The sequence below is a fragment of the Candidatus Eremiobacteraceae bacterium genome, assembly GCA_036511855.1.
GTDB lineage: Bacteria > Vulcanimicrobiota > Vulcanimicrobiia > Eremiobacterales > Eremiobacteraceae > JABCYQ01.
This window is the reverse complement of sequence record DATCBN010000042.1, coordinates 16803-34371: the sequence shown is the minus strand read 5'-3', so window position 1 is coordinate 34371 and position 17569 is coordinate 16803. Positions and strand designations below refer to the sequence as shown.

The 17569-nt window shown below is 62.8% G+C and carries 17 protein-coding genes; 14 read left to right on the top strand and 3 right to left on the bottom strand.

Annotated features, from left to right (window positions below; all coding sequences use genetic code 11):
• Together VII69_06160 and VII69_06155 are read left to right on the top strand one after the other, a co-directional pair.
• A partial coding sequence (locus VII69_06160; protein HEY5094675.1) for an amidohydrolase occupies nt 1-769 on the top strand: 769 nt, incomplete at its 5' end.
• A gap of 111 nt (nt 770-880) precedes the next feature.
• Nucleotides 881-1693, top strand: a complete 813-nt coding sequence (locus tag VII69_06155; protein HEY5094674.1) for a TonB family protein — start codon at nt 881-883, stop codon at nt 1691-1693.
• Nucleotides 1694-1828: 135 nt separating this feature from the next.
• Here VII69_06155 and VII69_06150 read toward each other — a convergent pair whose 3' ends face one another.
• The 3 genes from VII69_06150 to trxB form a co-directional block, all read right to left on the bottom strand.
• A complete protein-coding gene (locus VII69_06150; protein HEY5094673.1) occupies nt 1829-3235 on the bottom strand; it encodes a hypothetical protein in 1407 nt (468 codons plus the stop codon).
• 2 nt (nt 3236-3237) lie between these two features.
• Nucleotides 3238-5463, bottom strand: a complete 2226-nt coding sequence (locus VII69_06145; GenBank protein ID HEY5094672.1) for a tetratricopeptide repeat protein — start codon at nt 5461-5463, stop codon at nt 3238-3240.
• Nucleotides 5464-5629: 166 nt separating this feature from the next.
• Complete coding sequence (gene trxB / locus VII69_06140; GenBank protein ID HEY5094671.1) at nt 5630-6577, bottom strand: thioredoxin-disulfide reductase; 948 nt, start codon at nt 6575-6577, stop codon at nt 5630-5632.
• Nucleotides 6578-6687: 110 nt separating this feature from the next.
• Here trxB and VII69_06135 point away from each other — a divergent pair, with 110 nt between their 5' ends.
• The 12 genes from VII69_06135 to VII69_06080 all read left to right on the top strand — a co-directional run bounded on the left by VII69_06135 (nt 6688) and on the right by VII69_06080 (nt 17568).
• Nucleotides 6688-7416, top strand: a complete 729-nt coding sequence (locus VII69_06135) for a methyltransferase (GenBank protein HEY5094670.1) — start codon at nt 6688-6690, stop codon at nt 7414-7416.
• Nucleotides 7311-8408, top strand: a complete 1098-nt coding sequence (locus VII69_06130; GenBank protein HEY5094669.1) for a cysteine synthase A — start codon at nt 7311-7313, stop codon at nt 8406-8408. Before VII69_06135 ends, VII69_06130 begins: the two co-directional genes overlap by 106 nt.
• 295 nt (nt 8409-8703) lie before the next feature.
• Nucleotides 8704-9063, top strand: a complete 360-nt coding sequence (locus VII69_06125) for an NADH-quinone oxidoreductase subunit A (protein HEY5094668.1) — start codon at nt 8704-8706, stop codon at nt 9061-9063.
• Nucleotides 9060-9539, top strand: a complete 480-nt coding sequence (locus VII69_06120; GenBank protein ID HEY5094667.1) for an NADH-quinone oxidoreductase subunit B family protein — start codon at nt 9060-9062, stop codon at nt 9537-9539. The genes VII69_06125 and VII69_06120 overlap by 4 nt, the downstream gene beginning before the upstream one ends.
• Complete coding sequence (locus VII69_06115; GenBank protein HEY5094666.1) at nt 9532-10092, top strand: NADH-quinone oxidoreductase subunit C; 561 nt, start codon at nt 9532-9534, stop codon at nt 10090-10092. The genes VII69_06120 and VII69_06115 overlap by 8 nt, the downstream gene beginning before the upstream one ends.
• On the top strand, nt 10089-11324 hold the full coding sequence (nuoD, locus tag VII69_06110) for an NADH dehydrogenase (quinone) subunit D (GenBank protein HEY5094665.1): 1236 nt from the start codon (nt 10089-10091) through the stop codon (nt 11322-11324). Before VII69_06115 ends, nuoD begins: the two co-directional genes overlap by 4 nt.
• A complete protein-coding gene (nuoE, locus tag VII69_06105; protein ID HEY5094664.1) occupies nt 11321-11818 on the top strand; it encodes an NADH-quinone oxidoreductase subunit NuoE in 498 nt (165 codons plus the stop codon). The genes nuoD and nuoE overlap by 4 nt, the downstream gene beginning before the upstream one ends.
• Before the next feature lie 3 nt (nt 11819-11821).
• Nucleotides 11822-13111: an NADH-quinone oxidoreductase subunit NuoF gene (nuoF, locus tag VII69_06100; GenBank protein HEY5094663.1), complete on the top strand. Its 1290-nt coding sequence runs from the start codon at nt 11822-11824 to the stop codon at nt 13109-13111.
• The gene (nuoG, locus tag VII69_06095) at nt 13108-15507 is read left to right on the top strand and encodes an NADH-quinone oxidoreductase subunit NuoG (GenBank protein HEY5094662.1); all 2400 of its coding nucleotides are present in this window, start codon (nt 13108-13110) and stop codon (nt 15505-15507) included. Before nuoF ends, nuoG begins: the two co-directional genes overlap by 4 nt.
• Nucleotides 15504-16529 (top strand): NADH-quinone oxidoreductase subunit NuoH, encoded by a 1026-nt coding sequence (gene nuoH, locus VII69_06090; GenBank protein HEY5094661.1) that lies wholly within the window; start codon nt 15504-15506, stop codon nt 16527-16529. The genes nuoG and nuoH overlap by 4 nt, the downstream gene beginning before the upstream one ends.
• Complete coding sequence (gene nuoI / locus VII69_06085) at nt 16526-17062, top strand: NADH-quinone oxidoreductase subunit NuoI (protein ID HEY5094660.1); 537 nt, start codon at nt 16526-16528, stop codon at nt 17060-17062. Before nuoH ends, nuoI begins: the two co-directional genes overlap by 4 nt.
• Entirely contained in the window at nt 17062-17568 is a 507-nt protein-coding gene (locus VII69_06080; protein ID HEY5094659.1) for an NADH-quinone oxidoreductase subunit J, read from the top strand. The genes nuoI and VII69_06080 overlap by 1 nt, the downstream gene beginning before the upstream one ends.
• Nucleotide 17569 lies beyond the last annotated feature (1 nt).

The window sequence follows — 17569 nt, the reverse complement described above, 5'->3', positions numbered from 1 at the left end:
CGAAGAAGGGCCCGGCGGGGCCAAGCCGATGATCGAGGCGGGCGTCATGAACGGCGTCGACGCCGTTGCGATGATCCACGTATGGCCCACGCTTCCTGCCGGCACGATCGGGATCCGGCGCGGTCCGGCAACCGCGTCGTGCGACGATTTCGATATCGAGATCCGAGGACGCGGCGGCCACGGCGGCTATCCACATTTGGCGGTCGACACGATTCCAATCGCCGCGGAGATCGTCGGCGCGCTTCAGCGGATCGCGAGCCGCGAAGTCGATCCGCTCGAGTCCGTCGTGGTGACCATAGGCCGGATCGAAGGCGGCTACCGGCGGAATGTGATCGCCGACGTCACAAAGATCTCCGGCACGATTCGTTGCTTGAACGAAGTCGTGCGTGCCACGATGCCCGAGCGCCTTGAGCGGGTCGTGCGAGGGATCTCCGAAGCGCATCGCGCGGAATATACGTTGAATTTCGAGCAAGGCTACCCATCGGTGCAAAACGATGTCGCGCTCGCCGATCGCATCGCGAATATCGCGCTCGCCACAGCGGGCGTGCCAGCGGTGACGTCGTTAGACCGGCCGACGATGGGCGCCGAAGATTTTTCCTACTTCGCGCAGTTGGCGCCGGGCTGTCTGATCCGGCTTGGCGTCGGCCGGCCTGGTGACGCTGCGCCAGCCATGCTGCATTCTCCTAACTTCCGGCTAGACGAGGGGGCGCTCACATCCGGGGTCGCGCTATTGCGTGCGCTGGCCCACAGGCTACCGCGCGAGGTCTAATCCCCGCTCTCTCTCACGACGATACTCTAGTATAGATGCAACGCGCGGCGATCACGCTAGAACTGCGGCGCTCATCTGTCGGGTCAAAAGGACAAGCCGTACGTGAGTATCATGAATTCCGCCCATACCTTGCGCCGCACGCTCAAACCACGCGCCGGCGGCGTTTCAGGCGTTCCATTGATCATCATCGCTGCCGTTGCCGGCGTGATCTTGATCGGCGGCGGCATCGGTTATGCGGTCGAGTCTGGCCACAACCACGAATCGAGTGCGGCGCCGGTCGGGCTCGCTGCGATCGTTCCGCCGTTGTCATCGTTCACAGGTGTGAGCGCAATCACTCCGCTCGCCGCCAAGAAGAAACACGCCAAACACACCGCCGTTGTTTCGCCGCACGCGTCTCCGTCCGTGACGCCGACCCCAGGCGAGACGCCGTCTGCGGCGCCGAGCACACCGCCGGTGAATGGAAAGATCGTCGCGACGAAACGGCTGACGCATAAGACAAGAGAGACTGCGCAGGCTGCTCCCGCTTTTGACCCGTCGTCCGCGACGCAGGCTGCCACACCGGATCCCGTGCCCACGCAAGCGCCGGTACAACCGGCCGTAACTGCGGCGCCCGCGGCGGCCGTGCCGCAAGCCACGCCGATCTACGAGCCGGCGGTGGTCGTCGAAGCGCGGTTCGTCTCTCAAGTCCAGCCGATATATCCTGAAATCGCAAGAAATCAGGGCATTCAAGGAACGACGATCGTGCTCGTCACGGTTGGGCCGAGCGGCAACGTGATCTCGCAGTCGATCGGCCAGTCGGCCGGCAACCGGTTGCTCGATGGCGCGGCGCTGGACGCAGCGCGGGCGAGCAAATTTCAAGCTCCCGAAGTAGACGGCCATCCCGCGACTCAGACCTATCGCGTCGTTTACACGTTCTCGCTGTAGCACAAACTGTGGGGCCGACCTTGATGGTCGGCCAAGATAATATTGTACGAACACAACCCGTACTAGGGCAAGCATCGCTTGCCCTTAAAAAAATCTAGGGCCGACCATAAAGGTCGGCCCTACAGAACGACGGGGCTAGCGTTTAACCGCTTCGGGCCGGCCGAGTGCCACGAGCAGTTCCATGCGGCGCTGCGAGAAATTCGCGTCTGACGAGATCGCCGAGATCCGGTCGATCGTCGCAAGCGCACCTTCCAGATCGCCGACATGTTCTTTCGCGTTCACGAGTTCCACCGCGACGCGCGCCGCATCTTGCGTGCGAGCCAAGCGTTCATAACACGTCAGCACGCCTTCAAGCGAGTCGATGTCCGGGCCGCTGCGCAGTAGCCGTTCGTAGGCCATCGCGGCGCCCAGAAGGTCGCCGGCGTCGAATAGCTCTTTGGCTTTGCGCCGCGTATACGCCGCGAGCGCGTTTGGTGCCGCCGGCGAGCGCTGCGGCGGAGGCGCGGGAGCAGGCTCGGCATGAAGTTCGGTCGGCGATTCTTCCGGAAGCTGCATATCTTCAAAGATAGGCTCGTCGTCCGCTGAGAAAACGGCTTCGGGCAGCACCTCGGCTGCGGCAGGAAGCACAATAGAAACAGCTTCGATGCGATCGGGCATTATCTCGGGAACTGTCGAATCGAGCACGGAGGGCGTCGCCTTCTCGCGAGGCGCTTTGCGCCGTTCGACTGGAGAGGCGTCCGAGTTCAAGGATTGCAGTCCGCGCGCCGCGCCTTCGTCGGCTGGATCGGCAAGCACGAGCCGCCCGTATAAAGCTTGAAGCTGCTCGCGCGCTTTCGCCTTTTGGGCTGCGTCGAGGATGCCGGCGTGCGTCACACGATGCGTGAAATCGTCGAGCATCTTCAGGTGCCCTACGAGCGATTCGCCGGGCGCCGACGCGAGAAGGTCGATGATGTCCCCGATGCTTGCAGGTCTGAGTTCGACCAAGGCTTCGGCATGTGCGGCGAGCTGCGCGAATTCGCCTTGTTTGGCGTACAACTGCAGAGCGCGCATGAGATAGCCGGTCGCCTCATCGGGCCGTCCGATGCCGACGTAGAGATCCGAGATGTTCTGGTTGATCAAGGCATCGTCAGGATTCGCGCTCGCGCAATACCGGTATTCGTCGATCGCGTCGGCTGCGTAACCTGACTGGCGCAGCGCGTCGGCGTTGGCGCGGCGGATAGTCAGCTCGTCGGGAAAATCTTGGGCCAGATATCCCAGCTGATCGAGGGCATCTTCTGTGGGTCTGCCGAGCGGGGCGACCTCGGCGAATTTCAGGCCGACGGTCACGCGCTCCGATCCGAGCGGGTTCTTGTCGGTGCGGGCGAACAGCCCTTTCTTTTTTTCTTGCGCTTTGAGAAGCTCGATCATCACCGACTGCGCTTGCGCCACGCGCTTCTCGGCGACCAGAGCATCGACGGCCTCCATATACGCGAGCACCGAAGCGCGAAGGCCATCTTGCGTGGCGAGTTCGTGTGCGGCGGTCAAAAGCGAATCGGCGCTCACCGCTATTTCGCTCCGTTACGTGCGCTAGGAGCGGCCAGGACCGCCTTGATGTTCGCGACCCGCGCTGCCACGTCGGCAAACCCGGGATCTCCCGCGAGAATTTCTTCGTACGACCAAAGGGCGAGTCCGAGCGAGTCGGGATCGCCTTTTCCCTCGTGCAGACCGGCAAGTGAGTACAGTGCGTGCCGGTAATGCTCTTCAGGATACCCCGTCGCTTCGAGCGCCTTAGAAAGCTGTGCTTCGGCGCCATCGAGGTCGCCGCTGGCGCGCAGGACGTCCGCGACGGCGGTTTGCGCGAGAATGCCGTACGCTTTATCCGATTCGAGCGGCTTTAGCGCGGATATCGCGTCGTCGGATTTCCCAAGATCGGACAGCGCGAGGCCGAGCCGGTAGCGCGCGTCCGCGTTTGAGCTATCTTGCGCGATTGCGGCTCTATATTTCTCGATCGCCGCGCCGGCGTTCCGAGCGGCTCTAAAGCTGTCGCCTTCTGCGATCAGCGCGTCGGAGCCGGCCGACGCAGGACCGCGCGCAGCGCCGTTCGTCTTTTTCGCTGCCGCGCTCTCCGCCGCAGACGCCGGAACGGCCGCTGCATTCGCATCCGTCGAACCGCGCGCCGAACGGATCGCCTCGACGCGCTCCAGTGCCGTGGCTGTGTCCGCCTGCTTCGCTGTGATGCGTTTCGACTCTGTTTCGAGTTGCGCGCGAGCGGAATCGAGTTGCGCGTTGAGGGCTTCGAGCGAGGCGACGGCGGTCTTCATGTCGGCGACTTGGCCGACCGCGCCTTTGGCTGCCGTGTGTGCACCGCGAGTTTGCTCGAGCAGTCCGATGAGCTGGCTTTCAACCGCATCGGCGCCTTGTCGCGTGGCCGCGAACTTGCTTTGGAGATCCTTGAGCGCGGTTTCAACCGCACCGGAATCGGTGAGCACCTTCTCGGCTCTTGCGTGAGACCCCGCGAGAACCTCGTTTGCTTTTGCGACCTGTCCGGAGACGGCCGCGCACTTGCCTTTGATGGACTCGATCTCAGCGGGCAACGACGACAGCGCCTCGAGTTCGTCGCGCACCTTCTGGATGTTGGATGATAGTTGTGCAAGTACGGCATTTTCGGCGGCCTTCGCCTTGGTCGCGGTCTCCACACGGCTAGTGAGCTCGCTCAAGCTCAACTCGACGTTTGCGCGGTCGCGCTCGAGTGATTCGAGCGCTGCCTTCGCGGTTTTGATCTCTTCTTCCATGGCGAGACGTTTTTTGTATGTCTGTGCGACTTCGGATTGCGCCTGCGCAAGCCGCGACATGGCCTCCGATTGCTGTTCGAGCAAGAAAACTTCGGCGGACAGTGAGGTGGAGGTGGTATGCAGGTCCGGTGCGGCCGCTGCCGGCGGGGCGGGCGCGGGCACTTGTTGCGGCGCCGGTGCGGCAGCGACGGGCGGCGTGCGCGGAGCCGTTGGCTGCGGCGCCGGTGCGACCGCTACGGGCGTAGCTGCGGCTACGGGCGTAGGTTTGGGCGCCGGTATCGCGGCGGCTACAGCGATGGGCGGTGCGGGCGGTGCTTTTTCCTGAGGCTTAGGAACCAGGATAACGGGCGCCTCGCCGGCGAGCGCTTTCACGCCGGCTTGCATGGCTTTGGCTTTCGCATTGTCCGGTTCGAGCGCGAGAGCCGCGCTCGAACAGCGCCGCGCATCATCGTATTGCTTGGCTTCAAACGCGGCTTCGGCGCTTAAGTTGTAGTATTTCACCGCATCTGGTTTAAGATTCTTCGACTGATGAACGCGGCCGAGATGCTCGAGTCCGTCGACGTGCGTCTTGTCGCGCTCGACGATCCGTTTGAACGCGAGGATCGCCTCGTCGAATTTGCCGAGCCCTTCATAAAGACAGCCGGTTTCAAAGAGCGCCGGCAAGTGGCGGAGATTGGTCTTACGCAGCACGTCGACGAATTTCGCCAGCGCGTCTTCGCGATGCCCCTCTGCCAGATCGGTGCGCCCGATTTCGAACAGCGCGTCGTAATTCTTCGGATCGAGTTCGAAGGCGCGCACGAAACACGCGCGCGCGTTTTCGACGTCGCCGGCGTCCATGAGATCGCGGCCTGCCGTGATCAAGGCGGGTACGGCGTCGGCGATCGCGCCGGCCTCAGCGAGCAAATCGGCGGCTGCGCGGCGATCCGCCGGATTCGTTTCGGGATCCGACGCGCTCTCGCGCAACTTCGATAGGCCCAGCTCGTTCTGTTTCGCTTCCATGTCTTTGCGCAATCCTCGATGCCGCTGCAATCCAAAATTTTTGGAGTAGAATACGCTGTTCCGGCAGCAAGCCGGACAGCGAAGAGACGACGTCCGAAACCCACGGCACAAATGCGCGTCTTATACTGAAATATCGGCCGATTTGACGCCGCTCTGCAGAGGAGTTTCAGCGGATGGCGGCTGGTTGCGCTTCGCGCGCCTCCAGATAACGCTCGGCTTCCATGGCTGCCCGGCATCCGAGTCCAGCAGCCGTCACAGCTTGCCGATATTGCGTATCCTGAACGTCGCCGGCCACGAACACGCCTTCCACGTTCGTTCTCACGCCGTCGGGCGCGAGGATATAGCCCTTCTCATCGAGGGCGAGATGTCCCGAAAAGACATCCGTATTCGGTATGTGTCCAATGGCCACGAACACCGCGTCGGCGGATCGTTCGGAAAGGTCGCCGGTTATTGTGTCCCGCATCACTACGCCGTTTACTTTGCGATCGCCCAGCACATCGGCGATCGTCGCGTTCCACACGAAGTTGATCTTTGGATGCTTTTTCGCGCGGTCTTGCATGATCTTCGATGCTCTCAGTTGATCGCGGCGATGCACGACTGTGACGCGGCTTCCGAAATGCGTCAAGAACAGCGCTTCCTCGAGCGCGGTATCGCCGCCGCCTATGACCAGAATATCCTTATCTTTGAAAAAGGCGCCGTCGCAAGTCGCGCATGTGGAAACGCCTCGTCCCCGCAGTCTCGTCTCGTTTTCCAGACCGAGCCACAGCGCGGAGGCGCCGGTGGCCACGACGATCGACTCCGACTCGAATTCGAGCTCGTGCACCCATACACGGCGGCGGCCGCCCGAGAAGTCGACACGCGTGATGTCTTCATTGTGGATTTCCGCACCGAAGCGCGCGGCTTGCGCGCGAAACTTCTCCATCAATTCGGGACCGGTGATGGGTTCGGGGAATCCGGGATAGTTCTCGACATCGCTTGTCAGCATCAATTGGCCGCCGTACAATCCGCCGGCGAAGACCAACGGTTTCAGATTCGCGCGGGCGGCGTAGATCGCGGCGGTGAGACCGGCTGGGCCCGAGCCTACAATGATTATTTTGCGGATGTCGCCACTCAACGGTTCGTGAACTCCCTTGTCGACGCTTGCGAGGGCCAGGTATTCCCTGCTTCGGAAAGGTAGCCTTTTGAGCCCGCCTGCATGGCACGAAGGGGACCGTTGGATACGCGATGACATCGACGCCTTGGGATTTTCGGTATCGCGGCGTTCTTTTCGGAGTGCTCTATGGGTGTGCGTTCGGATTCGGATTCTTCTTGCAGTCCGCGCTCGGCGGAAGCTTCAAACCGACCTATGCGATTCTTGCAAAACAGTTCGGCGACATCGGAATTCAGACCGGCGCATGGTTCGCGGTCGCGGCGTGCTTCATCGGATTTACCATCCGCTGGTGGGGCGCGAGTTATTTGACCTCCGGGGTTGTATGGAGCGGCGACGTCGTCACAGGCGGCGTCGAGGTCGCGGGGCCATTTCGCTTCGTGCGCAACCCGCTCTACTTGGGAAACCTGTTCATCGCGCTCGGCATCGGGCTGATCGGCCCGCCCGCAGTCACCGTGCTCGTCGTCTTGTTCAATCTCGTGTTCATCTATCGGCTCATCGCGATCGAGGAAAATTTTTTGACGCAGACTCAAGGTCAACCATATCTCGCCTATCGAGCAGCCGTGCCGCGCCTGATGCCGCGCCTGCGCCCCGCCTTTCTCCAACCCGCGGGCCGGCCGCCGGCGATCATCGATGGGTTCATCGGAGAGATCTTCACGCTTGGCTTTGCGCTCGGCTTGACCGCGATCGCGCTTTGGTCGTGGCGCGCTCCGGATTACGTGTTGATGGACGAGATCTTCGTCGGCGGTCTCGCGCTTCAATTCGTCCTACGGCGGCTCTTCCAGCCGGCAGCGGCGCCCGCGTGAAGATTCGCGCCGACCTCTTTGCATCCGTCGGAGATACGCCTATGCTTCGGCTTCCGGCGCTATCGGCGGCGCTCGGCCGGACCATTTTGGGCAAAGCGGAATTCTTGAATCCCGGCGGCTCGGTCAAAGACCGCGCAGCTAAAGCCATCATCGAAGCGGCCGAGCGCGCGGGCGAATTGCGGCGCGGTGGAACGATCGTCGAAGGAACTGCGGGCAACACGGGAATCGCATTGGCGCTCCTGGGCAATGCGCGCGGATATCGCACCATCATCTGCATTCCCGACGATCAATCTCAGGAGAAGATCGACATGCTGCGCGCGTTGGGCGCCGACGTGCGCGTCGTGCCGGCTGCGCCGTTCACTGACGACGCCAACTACTATCATGTCGCGCGGCGCACGGCTGAGAAAACGCCTCATTCCATCTGGGCCGACCAATTCAACAACACCGCGAACTGGCGCGGGCATTTCGAATCGACCGGTCCGGAGATATGGGACCAGACACACGGCACAATCGATGCGTTCGTCTGCGCGTGCGGCACCGGAGGCACGTTCGCCGGCGTCACCGCCTATCTGAAGGAACGCAATTCCCAGATCCGCACGGTGTTGGCCGACCCGATGGGCTCGGCGCTTTACAGTTACGTCAAATCGGGAACTTTAGATGTGGAAGGCGACTCGGTGAGCGAGGGCATCGGCATCAAACGCATCACAGAGAATTTCAAGCGGGCGAAACCCGATGATGCCGTCCGCGTCGACGATCTTGCCATGATAGAGATGGCGCAATATCTCGTCCGCGAGGAAGGATTGCTGCTCGGCGGATCTGCCGCGCTCAATGTCACCGCAGCCGCGCGCATCGCAAAGACCTTGCCAAAAGGCAACACCGTCGTCACGATATTGTGCGACGGCGGCGCGCGATACCTGTCGCGATTATATAACACGTCGTGGCTGGCCGAAAACTCTCTGACGCCGACCTGCGATGACCTTTCGTTCCTTTAGTTGCTCCGCTATCGGCGACGGGCTGTTCTTGGGCGGGGCGTCTAAGGAGCCGCGGAGCCAGGATGGCGAGAGCGGCTCCGCAGCCGAGCAGGTTCGCGTGCACGGATGCACGCGAGCCTGCGTCCCCGACGAGGACAGCCCGTCGCCGATAGGCGGACGCGGAAAGGACGATAGATTTCGTAGGTTTTCGAGGGTTCGGGGCGAACCCCGGACTTTGGGACAAATTTCACAAAGTCGCGTTATGCGGGCGAACTCCGATCGTTGCTGTTGCTTGAGGCCGGGAGAGTAGAGACGCGTGCCAGTATCACCGTGGGCGACCGTAGGAATCTTCTTCATCGTTGCTGCGGTCATCGCGCTGATCATCAGCGCCGTGCCGGGCATCTTCACCGCGAAGCGCCCGACGAAGACGAAACTCGAAGCGTACGAGTGCGGCGTGCCGCCCACGTCGGCCATGATCGGGCGCTTCCCAGTCCGGTTCTATTTAGTCGCCATGCTGTTCGTCATCTTCGATGTCGAAGCCGCGTCATTCTATCCGTGGGCCGTGCGGCTCAAGGAACTCGGCTCGTTCGGTTTGCTTGAGATGGTCACGTTCATCGTCGTGCTCGGAATCGGCTACGCATATGTTTGGAAGAAGGGCGGCTTCTCGTGGAGATGAGCCCGCATCAGCCCTTCATCACCACCAAACTCGACGAATTCGCGAACTGGGCGCGGACATCGGCGATCTGGCCGATGACCATGGGCCTCGCTTGCTGCGCCATCGAGATGATGTCGATCGTTTCTCCGCGCTATGACACGTCACGGTTCGGCGCTGAAGTTTTCCGGTCGTCGCCGCGCCAGAGCGACCTCATGATCGTCTCTGGCCGCGTCGCCAACAAGATGGCGCCCATCCTCCGCCATCTCTACGACCAGATGCCGGATCCGAAATGGGTGATCTCGATGGGCGCCTGTGCGTCGACCGGCGGCATTTTCGACAATTACGCGATCCTGCCCGGAGTCGATCGCATCTTGCCGGTCGATGTCTACGTGCCCGGCTGCCCGCCGAGCCCGGACGCGCTGATCTATGCCATCATGCAGTTACGCAAGCAGATCGAAGCCGGCGGCAAGGCGATGGTGCTCGCCAAAAATGTCTGAGACCCTCCACTCGCATCCCGATCGAGCCGGAATGGCCTCACTTCTCGAGCGGCTGCGCGATGCGCTCGGCGAGAATCTCCTCGAAGCCGCATCCGCCGACGATATGGATGAGGCGGCGATCCTGCCTGCCGGATTGCACGCAGCGGTCAATGTGCTGCGCGCCGCAGGGTTCAACATGCTCGCCGACATCGGCGCCACGGATCACCTCCCGCTCACGCCGCGTTTTGAGATCTCGTACCACTTCATCGCGCTCGACGAAACCGCCAAGCTCGTGACCAATCCGCCGCGCTATCGATTGCGCGTGTTCCCCGACGACACCGATCCGGCCGTGCCTTCGCTCTGCGGCGTCTGGCTAGCCGCGAATTGGCCCGAACGCGAGGTCTACGATCTGTTCGGCGTTCGCTTCGACGGGCATCCGAATCTGACACGCATCCTCATGCCCGACGACTGGCAGGGCCATCCGCTTCGCAAGGACTATCCGTTGCGCGGCCACGATCGTGGATTCGCGGCCGGAGGCAGGCCCGGATCCGTTCCGCCGGTGACCCCATCGTGAGCGTCATCGATCTCTCGAAATTCGACAACAATCCGGATCTCATCGTCTCGCAGGGCGATGAGCGCGACACGCTCGTCATCAGCATGGGTCCGCAGCATCCAAGCACGCATGGCGTGCTGCGCGTCATGCTCAAGCTCGACGGCGAAACGGTCGTCACCTCGGAATCCGAGATCGGCTTTCTCCACACCGGCATCGAAAAACAAGCGGAAAATCTCTTCTGGCAACAGGCCATCACCGTTGTGGACCGGGCCGACTATCTCGCGCCGCTCTCCAACAGCCTGTGCTACGTGTTGGCCGTTGAAAAACTGCTCGGCATCGACGCCATCATCCCGCCGCGCGCCCAAGTGCTTCGCGTCATCTTCACGGAGCTGACGCGCATCGCGAGCAATCTCGTGCAGCTCGGCACGCACGCGATGGACCTCGGCGCGCAGTCCATTTTCATGTACGCGTTCGAGATGCGCGAACAGATCCTGCGCATCATGGAATTCGTCACGGGCGCGCGCATGCATCAGTCGTGGTTCCGGATCGGCGGTCTAGCGCTCGACGTGCCCGCCGGCTTCCTCGATATCCTCGACGAATTCATCAAGTCGTTTCCCGAGCGCTTGACCGACATGCGCACCATCCTCGAAAACAATGTCATCATCATGGACCGCTTGATCGGCGTCGGGCGGATATCCGCAGCCGACGCCATCGCGTGGGGCCTGACCGGACCAAACCTCCGGGCGAGCGGCGTGGCCTATGACGTACGCAAGGCGCTGCCGTACAGCGGCTACGAAACGTACGACTTCGACATCTGCGTGCACGACGGCGGCGATTGCTACGGGCGGTTCGTCGTCCGGCTCGATGAGATGCAGCAGGCATGGCGCATCATCAAACAGGGCCGCGAGAGATTTCCCGGCGGACCGGTTGTCATCGACGATCCGAAAATCGTACCGCCGCCGAAGACCGATATCCAACATTCCATGGAGGCGCTCATCCATCACTTCAAGCTCGTGTCGTCGGGCTTCAACGTGCCGGAAGGCCGAATCTATCAGGCGGTCGAGTCGCCGCGCGGCGAACTCGGCATGTACGTCACGAGCGCCGGCGGGAACAAGCCGTGGCGCGTGCGCTGGCGTCCGCCGTCGTTCTACAACCTGCAGGCATTGAAGGCGCTTGCACCCGGTAATCTCATCGCGGACGTCGTCGCCATCATCGGCAGCCTCGATCCTGTGTTCGGCGAGGTCGACCGATGACGCCGCAGCGCGAAAAACGCGGCGGCGAGCTCATCGCGCGCTATCCCGACCGGCGTTCCGCACTCATACCCTTTCTGCAGTTCTGTCAAGAAGAAGACGGCTCTGTCACGGATCAGGCCATCGCCGATGCGGCGGAACTCGTGCGCCTCACGCCGGCGGAGGTGGAGTCGATCGCTTCGTTCTACAGTCTGCTGTTCAGGCATCCCGTCGGTAAGCACGTGATCCAGGTCTGCCGCACTCTCGCGTGCATGCTTCGCGGTGCGGACGACCTTCAGGCGCACATCAAAAAGCGCTTGGGTGTCGGCCATCTCGAAACAACCGCGGACGGCATGTTCACGTACGAAGAAGTGGAGTGCCTCGCAGCCTGCGACAAGGCGCCGTGCCTGCAACACAATCTGGAGTATGTGTACGACGTCACTCCGGCAACTTTCGACGCGCTGCTCGACCAGTGGCGCGCGCAATCGTCCACGGCATCGCCGTTGCCCGCGGAGTAGTCGATGGCAAGCTTCGAACCGGTCCTGACCAAAGGATTCGGCACGCTCGATCTCACCGATCTCGCGGTCTACCGCAAGACCGGCGGTTTTGACGCGTTGACCAAAGCGATGCGCGACATGACGCCGGAGGCCATCGTCAACGAGATCTCCGCTTCGAATTTGCGCGGCCGCGGCGGCGCCGGCTTCCCGACCGGCAAGAAGTGGAGTTTTCTCCCGAAGGACGGCCGTCCACGCTACCTCGTCTGCAACTCCGACGAGGCCGAACCGGGCACGTTCAAAGACCGCATGTTGTTGGAGAACTCGCCGTTCAATCTCATCGAAGGGCTCATCATCTCCGCCTACGCGATCAATGCCAAGCAGATCTTCATCTATATTCGCGGCGAATTCTTGCAGGGCTATAGGACTTTCCGCAAGGCACTGGCAGAAGCGTACGCCGCCGGCTTCGTGGGTCAAAACATCTTGGGCAGCGGTTACTCGGTAGAGATCGTCGCGCATCGCGGTGCGGGCGCGTACATCTGCGGCGAAGAGACGGCCCAATTGAACTCGCTCGAGGGAAAACGCGGCGAACCTCGGCTCAAGCCGCCGTTCCCCGCGAACGCCGGCCTCTACAGCATGCCCACCGTCGTCAACAACGTCGAAACCCTGATGTACGTGCCGCATATCATCATGCGCGGCGCGCCGTGGTTTGCGGCGATCGGGACCGAGAAGTCGCCGGGGCCAAAAGTTATCTCCGTGAGCGGTCACGTGCTGCGTCCGGGCAATTACGAGATCCCGCTGGGCATCACGGTCCGCGAATTGATCTTCGACTGGGCTGGCGGCTTGAATCCGGGCCGGAGCATCAAAGCGGTGCAGCCGGGCGGCGGATCATCGGCGGCGATCTTTGAAGAGGATCTCGACTGCGGCATCGATTTCGAATCGCTCGCTGCTAAGAAAACGATGCTGGGATCGGGCGCGGTGGTGGTGATGGACGACACCGCGTGCATGGTGCGTTCGGCGGTCACGCTCAACCGCTTTTACGAACACGAATCGTGCGGCCAGTGCACGCCGTGCCGAGAGGGCGGGCAATGGGTGCACCGCATGGTCGCGCGCCTGGAAGCCGGCGAAGGATCGGAACAGGATCTGCGCATCCTCGGAACCATCAACCGGACGATCACCGGCACCAATCTCTGCGCGCTCGGCGATTCGATCATGCCGTTCCTGCAGTCGGTGATGACGCGCTTCCCCGACGAGTTCAAGGCGCACGTGACCCAATCGGCTTGCCCGCTGCGCCTGCGTAAGGAGAGCGCGGCGTGAGCGGCACTCCCGTTAACCCGCGGACGGTCAACGTCACGATCGACGGCAACACGTTTGCGGTTCCCGACGGCATGCTGGTCGTGGAAGCGGCCAAGCGATTGGGCACGCAGATCCCGGTCTATTGCTATCATCCCAAACTCGAACCGGCGGGCCTGTGCCGCATCTGCCTCGTCGAGATCGAGAAGATGCCGAAGCTTCAGATCGCTTGCGCGACGCGCGTGACCGAAGGCATGGTCGTACATACGTCGTCGGCGAAGGTGGCCGAGGCGCGCAAGGGCGTGCTTGAATTCCTCTTGCTCAACCATCCGCTGGACTGTCCGATCTGCGACAAGGGCGGCGAGTGCGATCTGCAGGATTTCACGATGTCGTACGGGCCCGGCGAAAGCCGGCTGACCGAGCCTAAGTTGCACAAGCCCAAGAGGGTCGACCTCGGGCCCACGATCGTGCTCGACGAAGAGCGCTGCATTTTGTGCAGGCGCTGCACGCGCTTCGACGACGAGATCGCGCAAGAACGCAACCTCATCGTCGAAGATCGCGGTTACGGATCGTTGATCGCGACGCGCAACGGCGGCGAGTACACTTCGTACTTTTCGGGCAACACGACCGAGATCTGCCCGGTCGGCGCGCTGACGAGCAAGGCCTATCGTTTCCGCTCGCGGCCCTGGGACCTCGGCCACGCCGATTCCGTGTGCACCCAATGCTCGGTCGGGTGCAATTTCCGCATCGACACTCGCTTCGGACGCATCATGCGCACGTTCACGCGCGAGAACACCGCCATCGACGACGGCTGGCTGTGCGACCGGGGACGCTACACGTTCAACTACCTCTACACGCCGGACCGTCTGCGCATGCCGTCGGTGACGGACGACGCCGGCCGGTCCGACGTCGCGTTCGCCGATGCGGTCGCGCTCGCGGCGCCGCGGCTCGCCGCGGCCGCGAAGGCCGGGCGTGTCGGCATCATCGGCGGCGGCAGACTATCCGACGAAGAGGCGTTCGCGCTGCAGAAATTCGCACGCGACGTTCTCGGCACCAACAACATCGATCATCGGGCGCACGCGCAGAAATTCGCTTCGCCCGCCCGGTTTGGCGCGCATCTCACCGACCTCGACGACGCATCGCTGATCTTGATGTTCGGCGCACTGACGCCGGAACAAGCGCCCATCCTCGATCTGCGAATTCGACGGGCGGTGGCGCGCCGCCACGCCAAGCTCGTGTACGTCGGACCGTACCGGCCGGAGCTGCCGGTCGAAGCCCATTACGTGGAATATCCGCCCGCCGAGATCGCCGGTCTTTTTGACAAGCTCGCCGACGTCGTTCACCATGGTAAGGAAGAGCCGGCTGACGGCTTCGTCGCCGAGATCGCGAAAGAGCTGACGTCGTCGGAGAAGATCGTCGCTATCCACGACGGTCACGATCCGCGCAGTGCCGAAGCGCTCGAGCGGTTGATGGAGACGTTGCACCGTTACGATCACCCGGTCGGCGTGCTCGTCGTCGGAGCGACGGGCAATGCGCGCGGCGCCGAAGCCGCAGGCTGCGTGCCCAACCTTGGTCCCGGCTACGCGGCCGCTTCCGGCGCGCCGGGGATGACCACATCGCAGATGCTCGCGGCGGCAGCCGAAGGTAAACTCGACGCGCTCCTCGTCGTGGGTGCAAATCCCGCGCTCACGTTCTCCGACGGCGATCTCGCGCGCCGCGCGTTCGAAAAGATTCCGTTCCTCGCAGTCGCCGATCAAGTCATGACGGAAACGGCGGCCTACGCCGACGTCGTATTCGCGGCGGCGTCGTTCGCCGAAAAGCGCGGCCACGTCACCAATCTCGAAGGACGCCGCCAAGCGTTCGCCGCCGCCATCGATCCGCCCATCCAAGTGCGCGACGACGCCCAACTCATCGCAGCGCTCGCCGGCGCTATCGGCCGCGGCGACGCGCTGAGCGCCGACCCGGATGTGCTATTCGCCCAGTTGGGCCAAGCCGAGACCGCCGCGCACTCCGCGCACGTGCATGGCGCTGGGCTTGCGCGCCCATCGGCCGACACACCGCCGGCGCTGGCGAATGCCGGCGACGGCACATTCACCGTGATCCCGGTTCCGCATCTCTACGCCGGCGGCGGCGGCGTCGCGTTCGACCCTGGAACCGCGGGTATGCGGCCCGCTCCCTATGCGGTGTTTCATCCCTCCGACGCAAGCCGCGTCGGCGTCGCCGACGGCGATCGCGTCACGCTGACGGGCAAGGGCGGTTCGATCGACGTGGCGACGCGCATCGCGCACGATGTGCGGCAAGGTTTCGTGCTCGTGCTCGCCGGGATGCCCGAGGCGCCCGTCAACAAGCTGCTCGACGAATCCGGATTCGGGCGCGTGACCGCTGCCGGCTCAGGCGTGGAAGCGCAGGCGAGCGCATGACCGGTCTCCTGGCGGATCCGTGGACCAAGTTCGCGATCGTCGTCGCGATAAAATCCGGCGTGCTCATCTTCATCGTCATCACGTCATTCGCGTACCTCATGCTGTTCGAGCGCAAGATCTTGGCGTGGTTCCAGATGCGGCTCGGCCCGATCTGGTGCGGCCCGTGGGGTCTGCTCCAGCCGGCGGCGGATGCCGTCAAGCTCGTCTTAAAGGAAGATCTCACACCGGCAGACGCCGATCCGCTGCTTTACCGCTTCGCGCCGGCGATCGGAGTCTTGACGGCCGTACTCGCGTACGCGGTGATTCCGTTCGGCACGTTCCCCGATGGCAGCCCGATCGCCATCGCGGACCTGAACGTCGGCATACTCTTCGTGTTGGCCGCGGCGTCGCTCGGTGTCTACGGCATCGCGCTTGGAGGCTGGGCATCGCAATCGAAATGGCCGCTGCTGGGCGCCATTCGCTCCACCGCCCAGATGATCTCGTACGAGCTTGCGATGGGCCTCTCCATAATCGGCGTGCTGCTGCTTGCGGGTACGACCAATCTTAACGGCATCACGGCGGCGCAGTCGGCACATCACTTGTGGTACGTCATCCCTCAGTTCGTCGGCTTTCTCATCTACTTCGTCACCGCAACCGCGGAGACCAATCGCGCGCCGTTCGACTTGCCCGAGGCCGAGACCGAGCTTGTGGCCGGATTTCACACGGAGTATTCGAGCCTCCGGTTCGGCACGTTCTTCGTCGCGGAATACATCAACATGATCACGGTCTCGTGCATCGCCACGCTGTTGTTTCTCGGAGGCGGGGATGGCCCGTTCTTGACGTCGCTGCCGTATCTGTCCGTCGTCTGGTTCGTGTTGAAAGTCTGCTTCTTCTTATTCGTCCTCATCTGGATGCGCGCCACCCTGCCGCGCCTTCGCTACGACCGTCTCATGGCGTTCGGGTGGAAGGTGCTGCTGCCTGTCGCGGTGCTGAACGTGTTGGTGACGGCCACCATCGTCGCGCTGTGGAAAGGTAACGCATGAATTTCTTCGATGCGGTGCGGGGAATCGTGACCGGGCACGCGACCACGCTCAAGTATCTGTTCAAGAAAAAGTCGACCATCGACTACCCGCGCGAACCATACCCGCACCCGGAGCGCTTTCGCGGCGTGCACGAATTGCGCAAATACGACGACGGACTCGAGCGCTGCATCGGGTGTGAATTGTGCGCGGTCGCCTGCCCCGCCAACGCCATCACGGTCATCGGAGCAGAGAACGATCCTGCCAACCCGACGTCACCCGGCGAACGATATGGCTACCGCTACGAGATCGACATGCTCCGCTGCATCTTCTGCGGGTGGTGCGAGGAGGCGTGTCCGACCGACGCCATCGTGTTGACGCCACGCTTCGACATCGCCGATTACACGCGCGAGCGGCTGATCTTCGGCAAGGACAAGCTGTTGGTGAAGGACCAGTTCATACAGCACATGGCGAACACGGAGTCCGCCGTTCAGACCGACCCCGGCGTGACGCCGGCACCGGTCCAGCCTTCCGCGCCGGACGGCGGAGCAGCTTAATGCTTGTGCTTTACTGGGTCTGTGCGGCGGTGCTGGTCTTCACCGCCATCGCGGTGGTGTCGAGCAGACAGCCGGTCCACTCGGTCGTGGGCCTCATCGTGAATTTCGCGGCACTCGCCGTGCTTTTCCTCACGCTTTCGGCCGAGTTCCTCGCGATGATGCAGATCATCATCTACGCAGGCGCGATCCTGGTGCTCTTTCTTTTCGTCATCGCGCTGTTGACCATCGGCAATCAACCGGTCGACCGCGGCGAGGGCCGGCTTGCGTTCCAAACCGTGCCTTCGATCCTATCCGGCATCGCGGCGCTCGCCCTCATGGCGATCGGCGTCCGCGCGGCGTGGGCTGCGTCGGCCGCCTCTCCGCCGGCCGACTTCGGCACCGTGCCGTCGTTCGGCCAGGAGTTGCTCACGACGCACTTGTTCGCGTTCGAAGCGACGGCCGTCATATTGCTCGTGGCCATCATCGGCGTCGTGCTGATGGCCGGACGCAAAGAGGTGCGATTCTAAA

What these genes read in the sequence shown, in the direction of transcription:
- VII69_06155 (HEY5094674.1), top strand. Translation starts at nt 881, where the DNA reads ATGAATTCCGCCCATACCTTGCGCCGCACGCTCAAACCACGCGCCGGC.
- VII69_06145 (HEY5094672.1), bottom strand. Translation starts at nt 5,463, where the DNA reads ATGGAAGCGAAACAGAACGAGCTGGGCCTATCGAAGTTGCGCGAGAGC.
- VII69_06135 (HEY5094670.1), top strand. Translation starts at nt 6,688, where the DNA reads ATGACATCGACGCCTTGGGATTTTCGGTATCGCGGCGTTCTTTTCGGA.
- VII69_06120 (HEY5094667.1), top strand. Translation starts at nt 9,060, where the DNA reads ATGAGCCCGCATCAGCCCTTCATCACCACCAAACTCGACGAATTCGCG.
- VII69_06115 (HEY5094666.1), top strand. Translation starts at nt 9,532, where the DNA reads ATGTCTGAGACCCTCCACTCGCATCCCGATCGAGCCGGAATGGCCTCA.
- nuoE (HEY5094664.1), top strand. Translation starts at nt 11,321, where the DNA reads ATGACGCCGCAGCGCGAAAAACGCGGCGGCGAGCTCATCGCGCGCTAT.
- nuoF (HEY5094663.1), top strand. Translation starts at nt 11,822, where the DNA reads ATGGCAAGCTTCGAACCGGTCCTGACCAAAGGATTCGGCACGCTCGAT.
- nuoH (HEY5094661.1), top strand. Translation starts at nt 15,504, where the DNA reads ATGACCGGTCTCCTGGCGGATCCGTGGACCAAGTTCGCGATCGTCGTC.
- nuoI (HEY5094660.1), top strand. Translation starts at nt 16,526, where the DNA reads ATGAATTTCTTCGATGCGGTGCGGGGAATCGTGACCGGGCACGCGACC.
- VII69_06080 (HEY5094659.1), top strand. Translation starts at nt 17,062, where the DNA reads ATGCTTGTGCTTTACTGGGTCTGTGCGGCGGTGCTGGTCTTCACCGCC.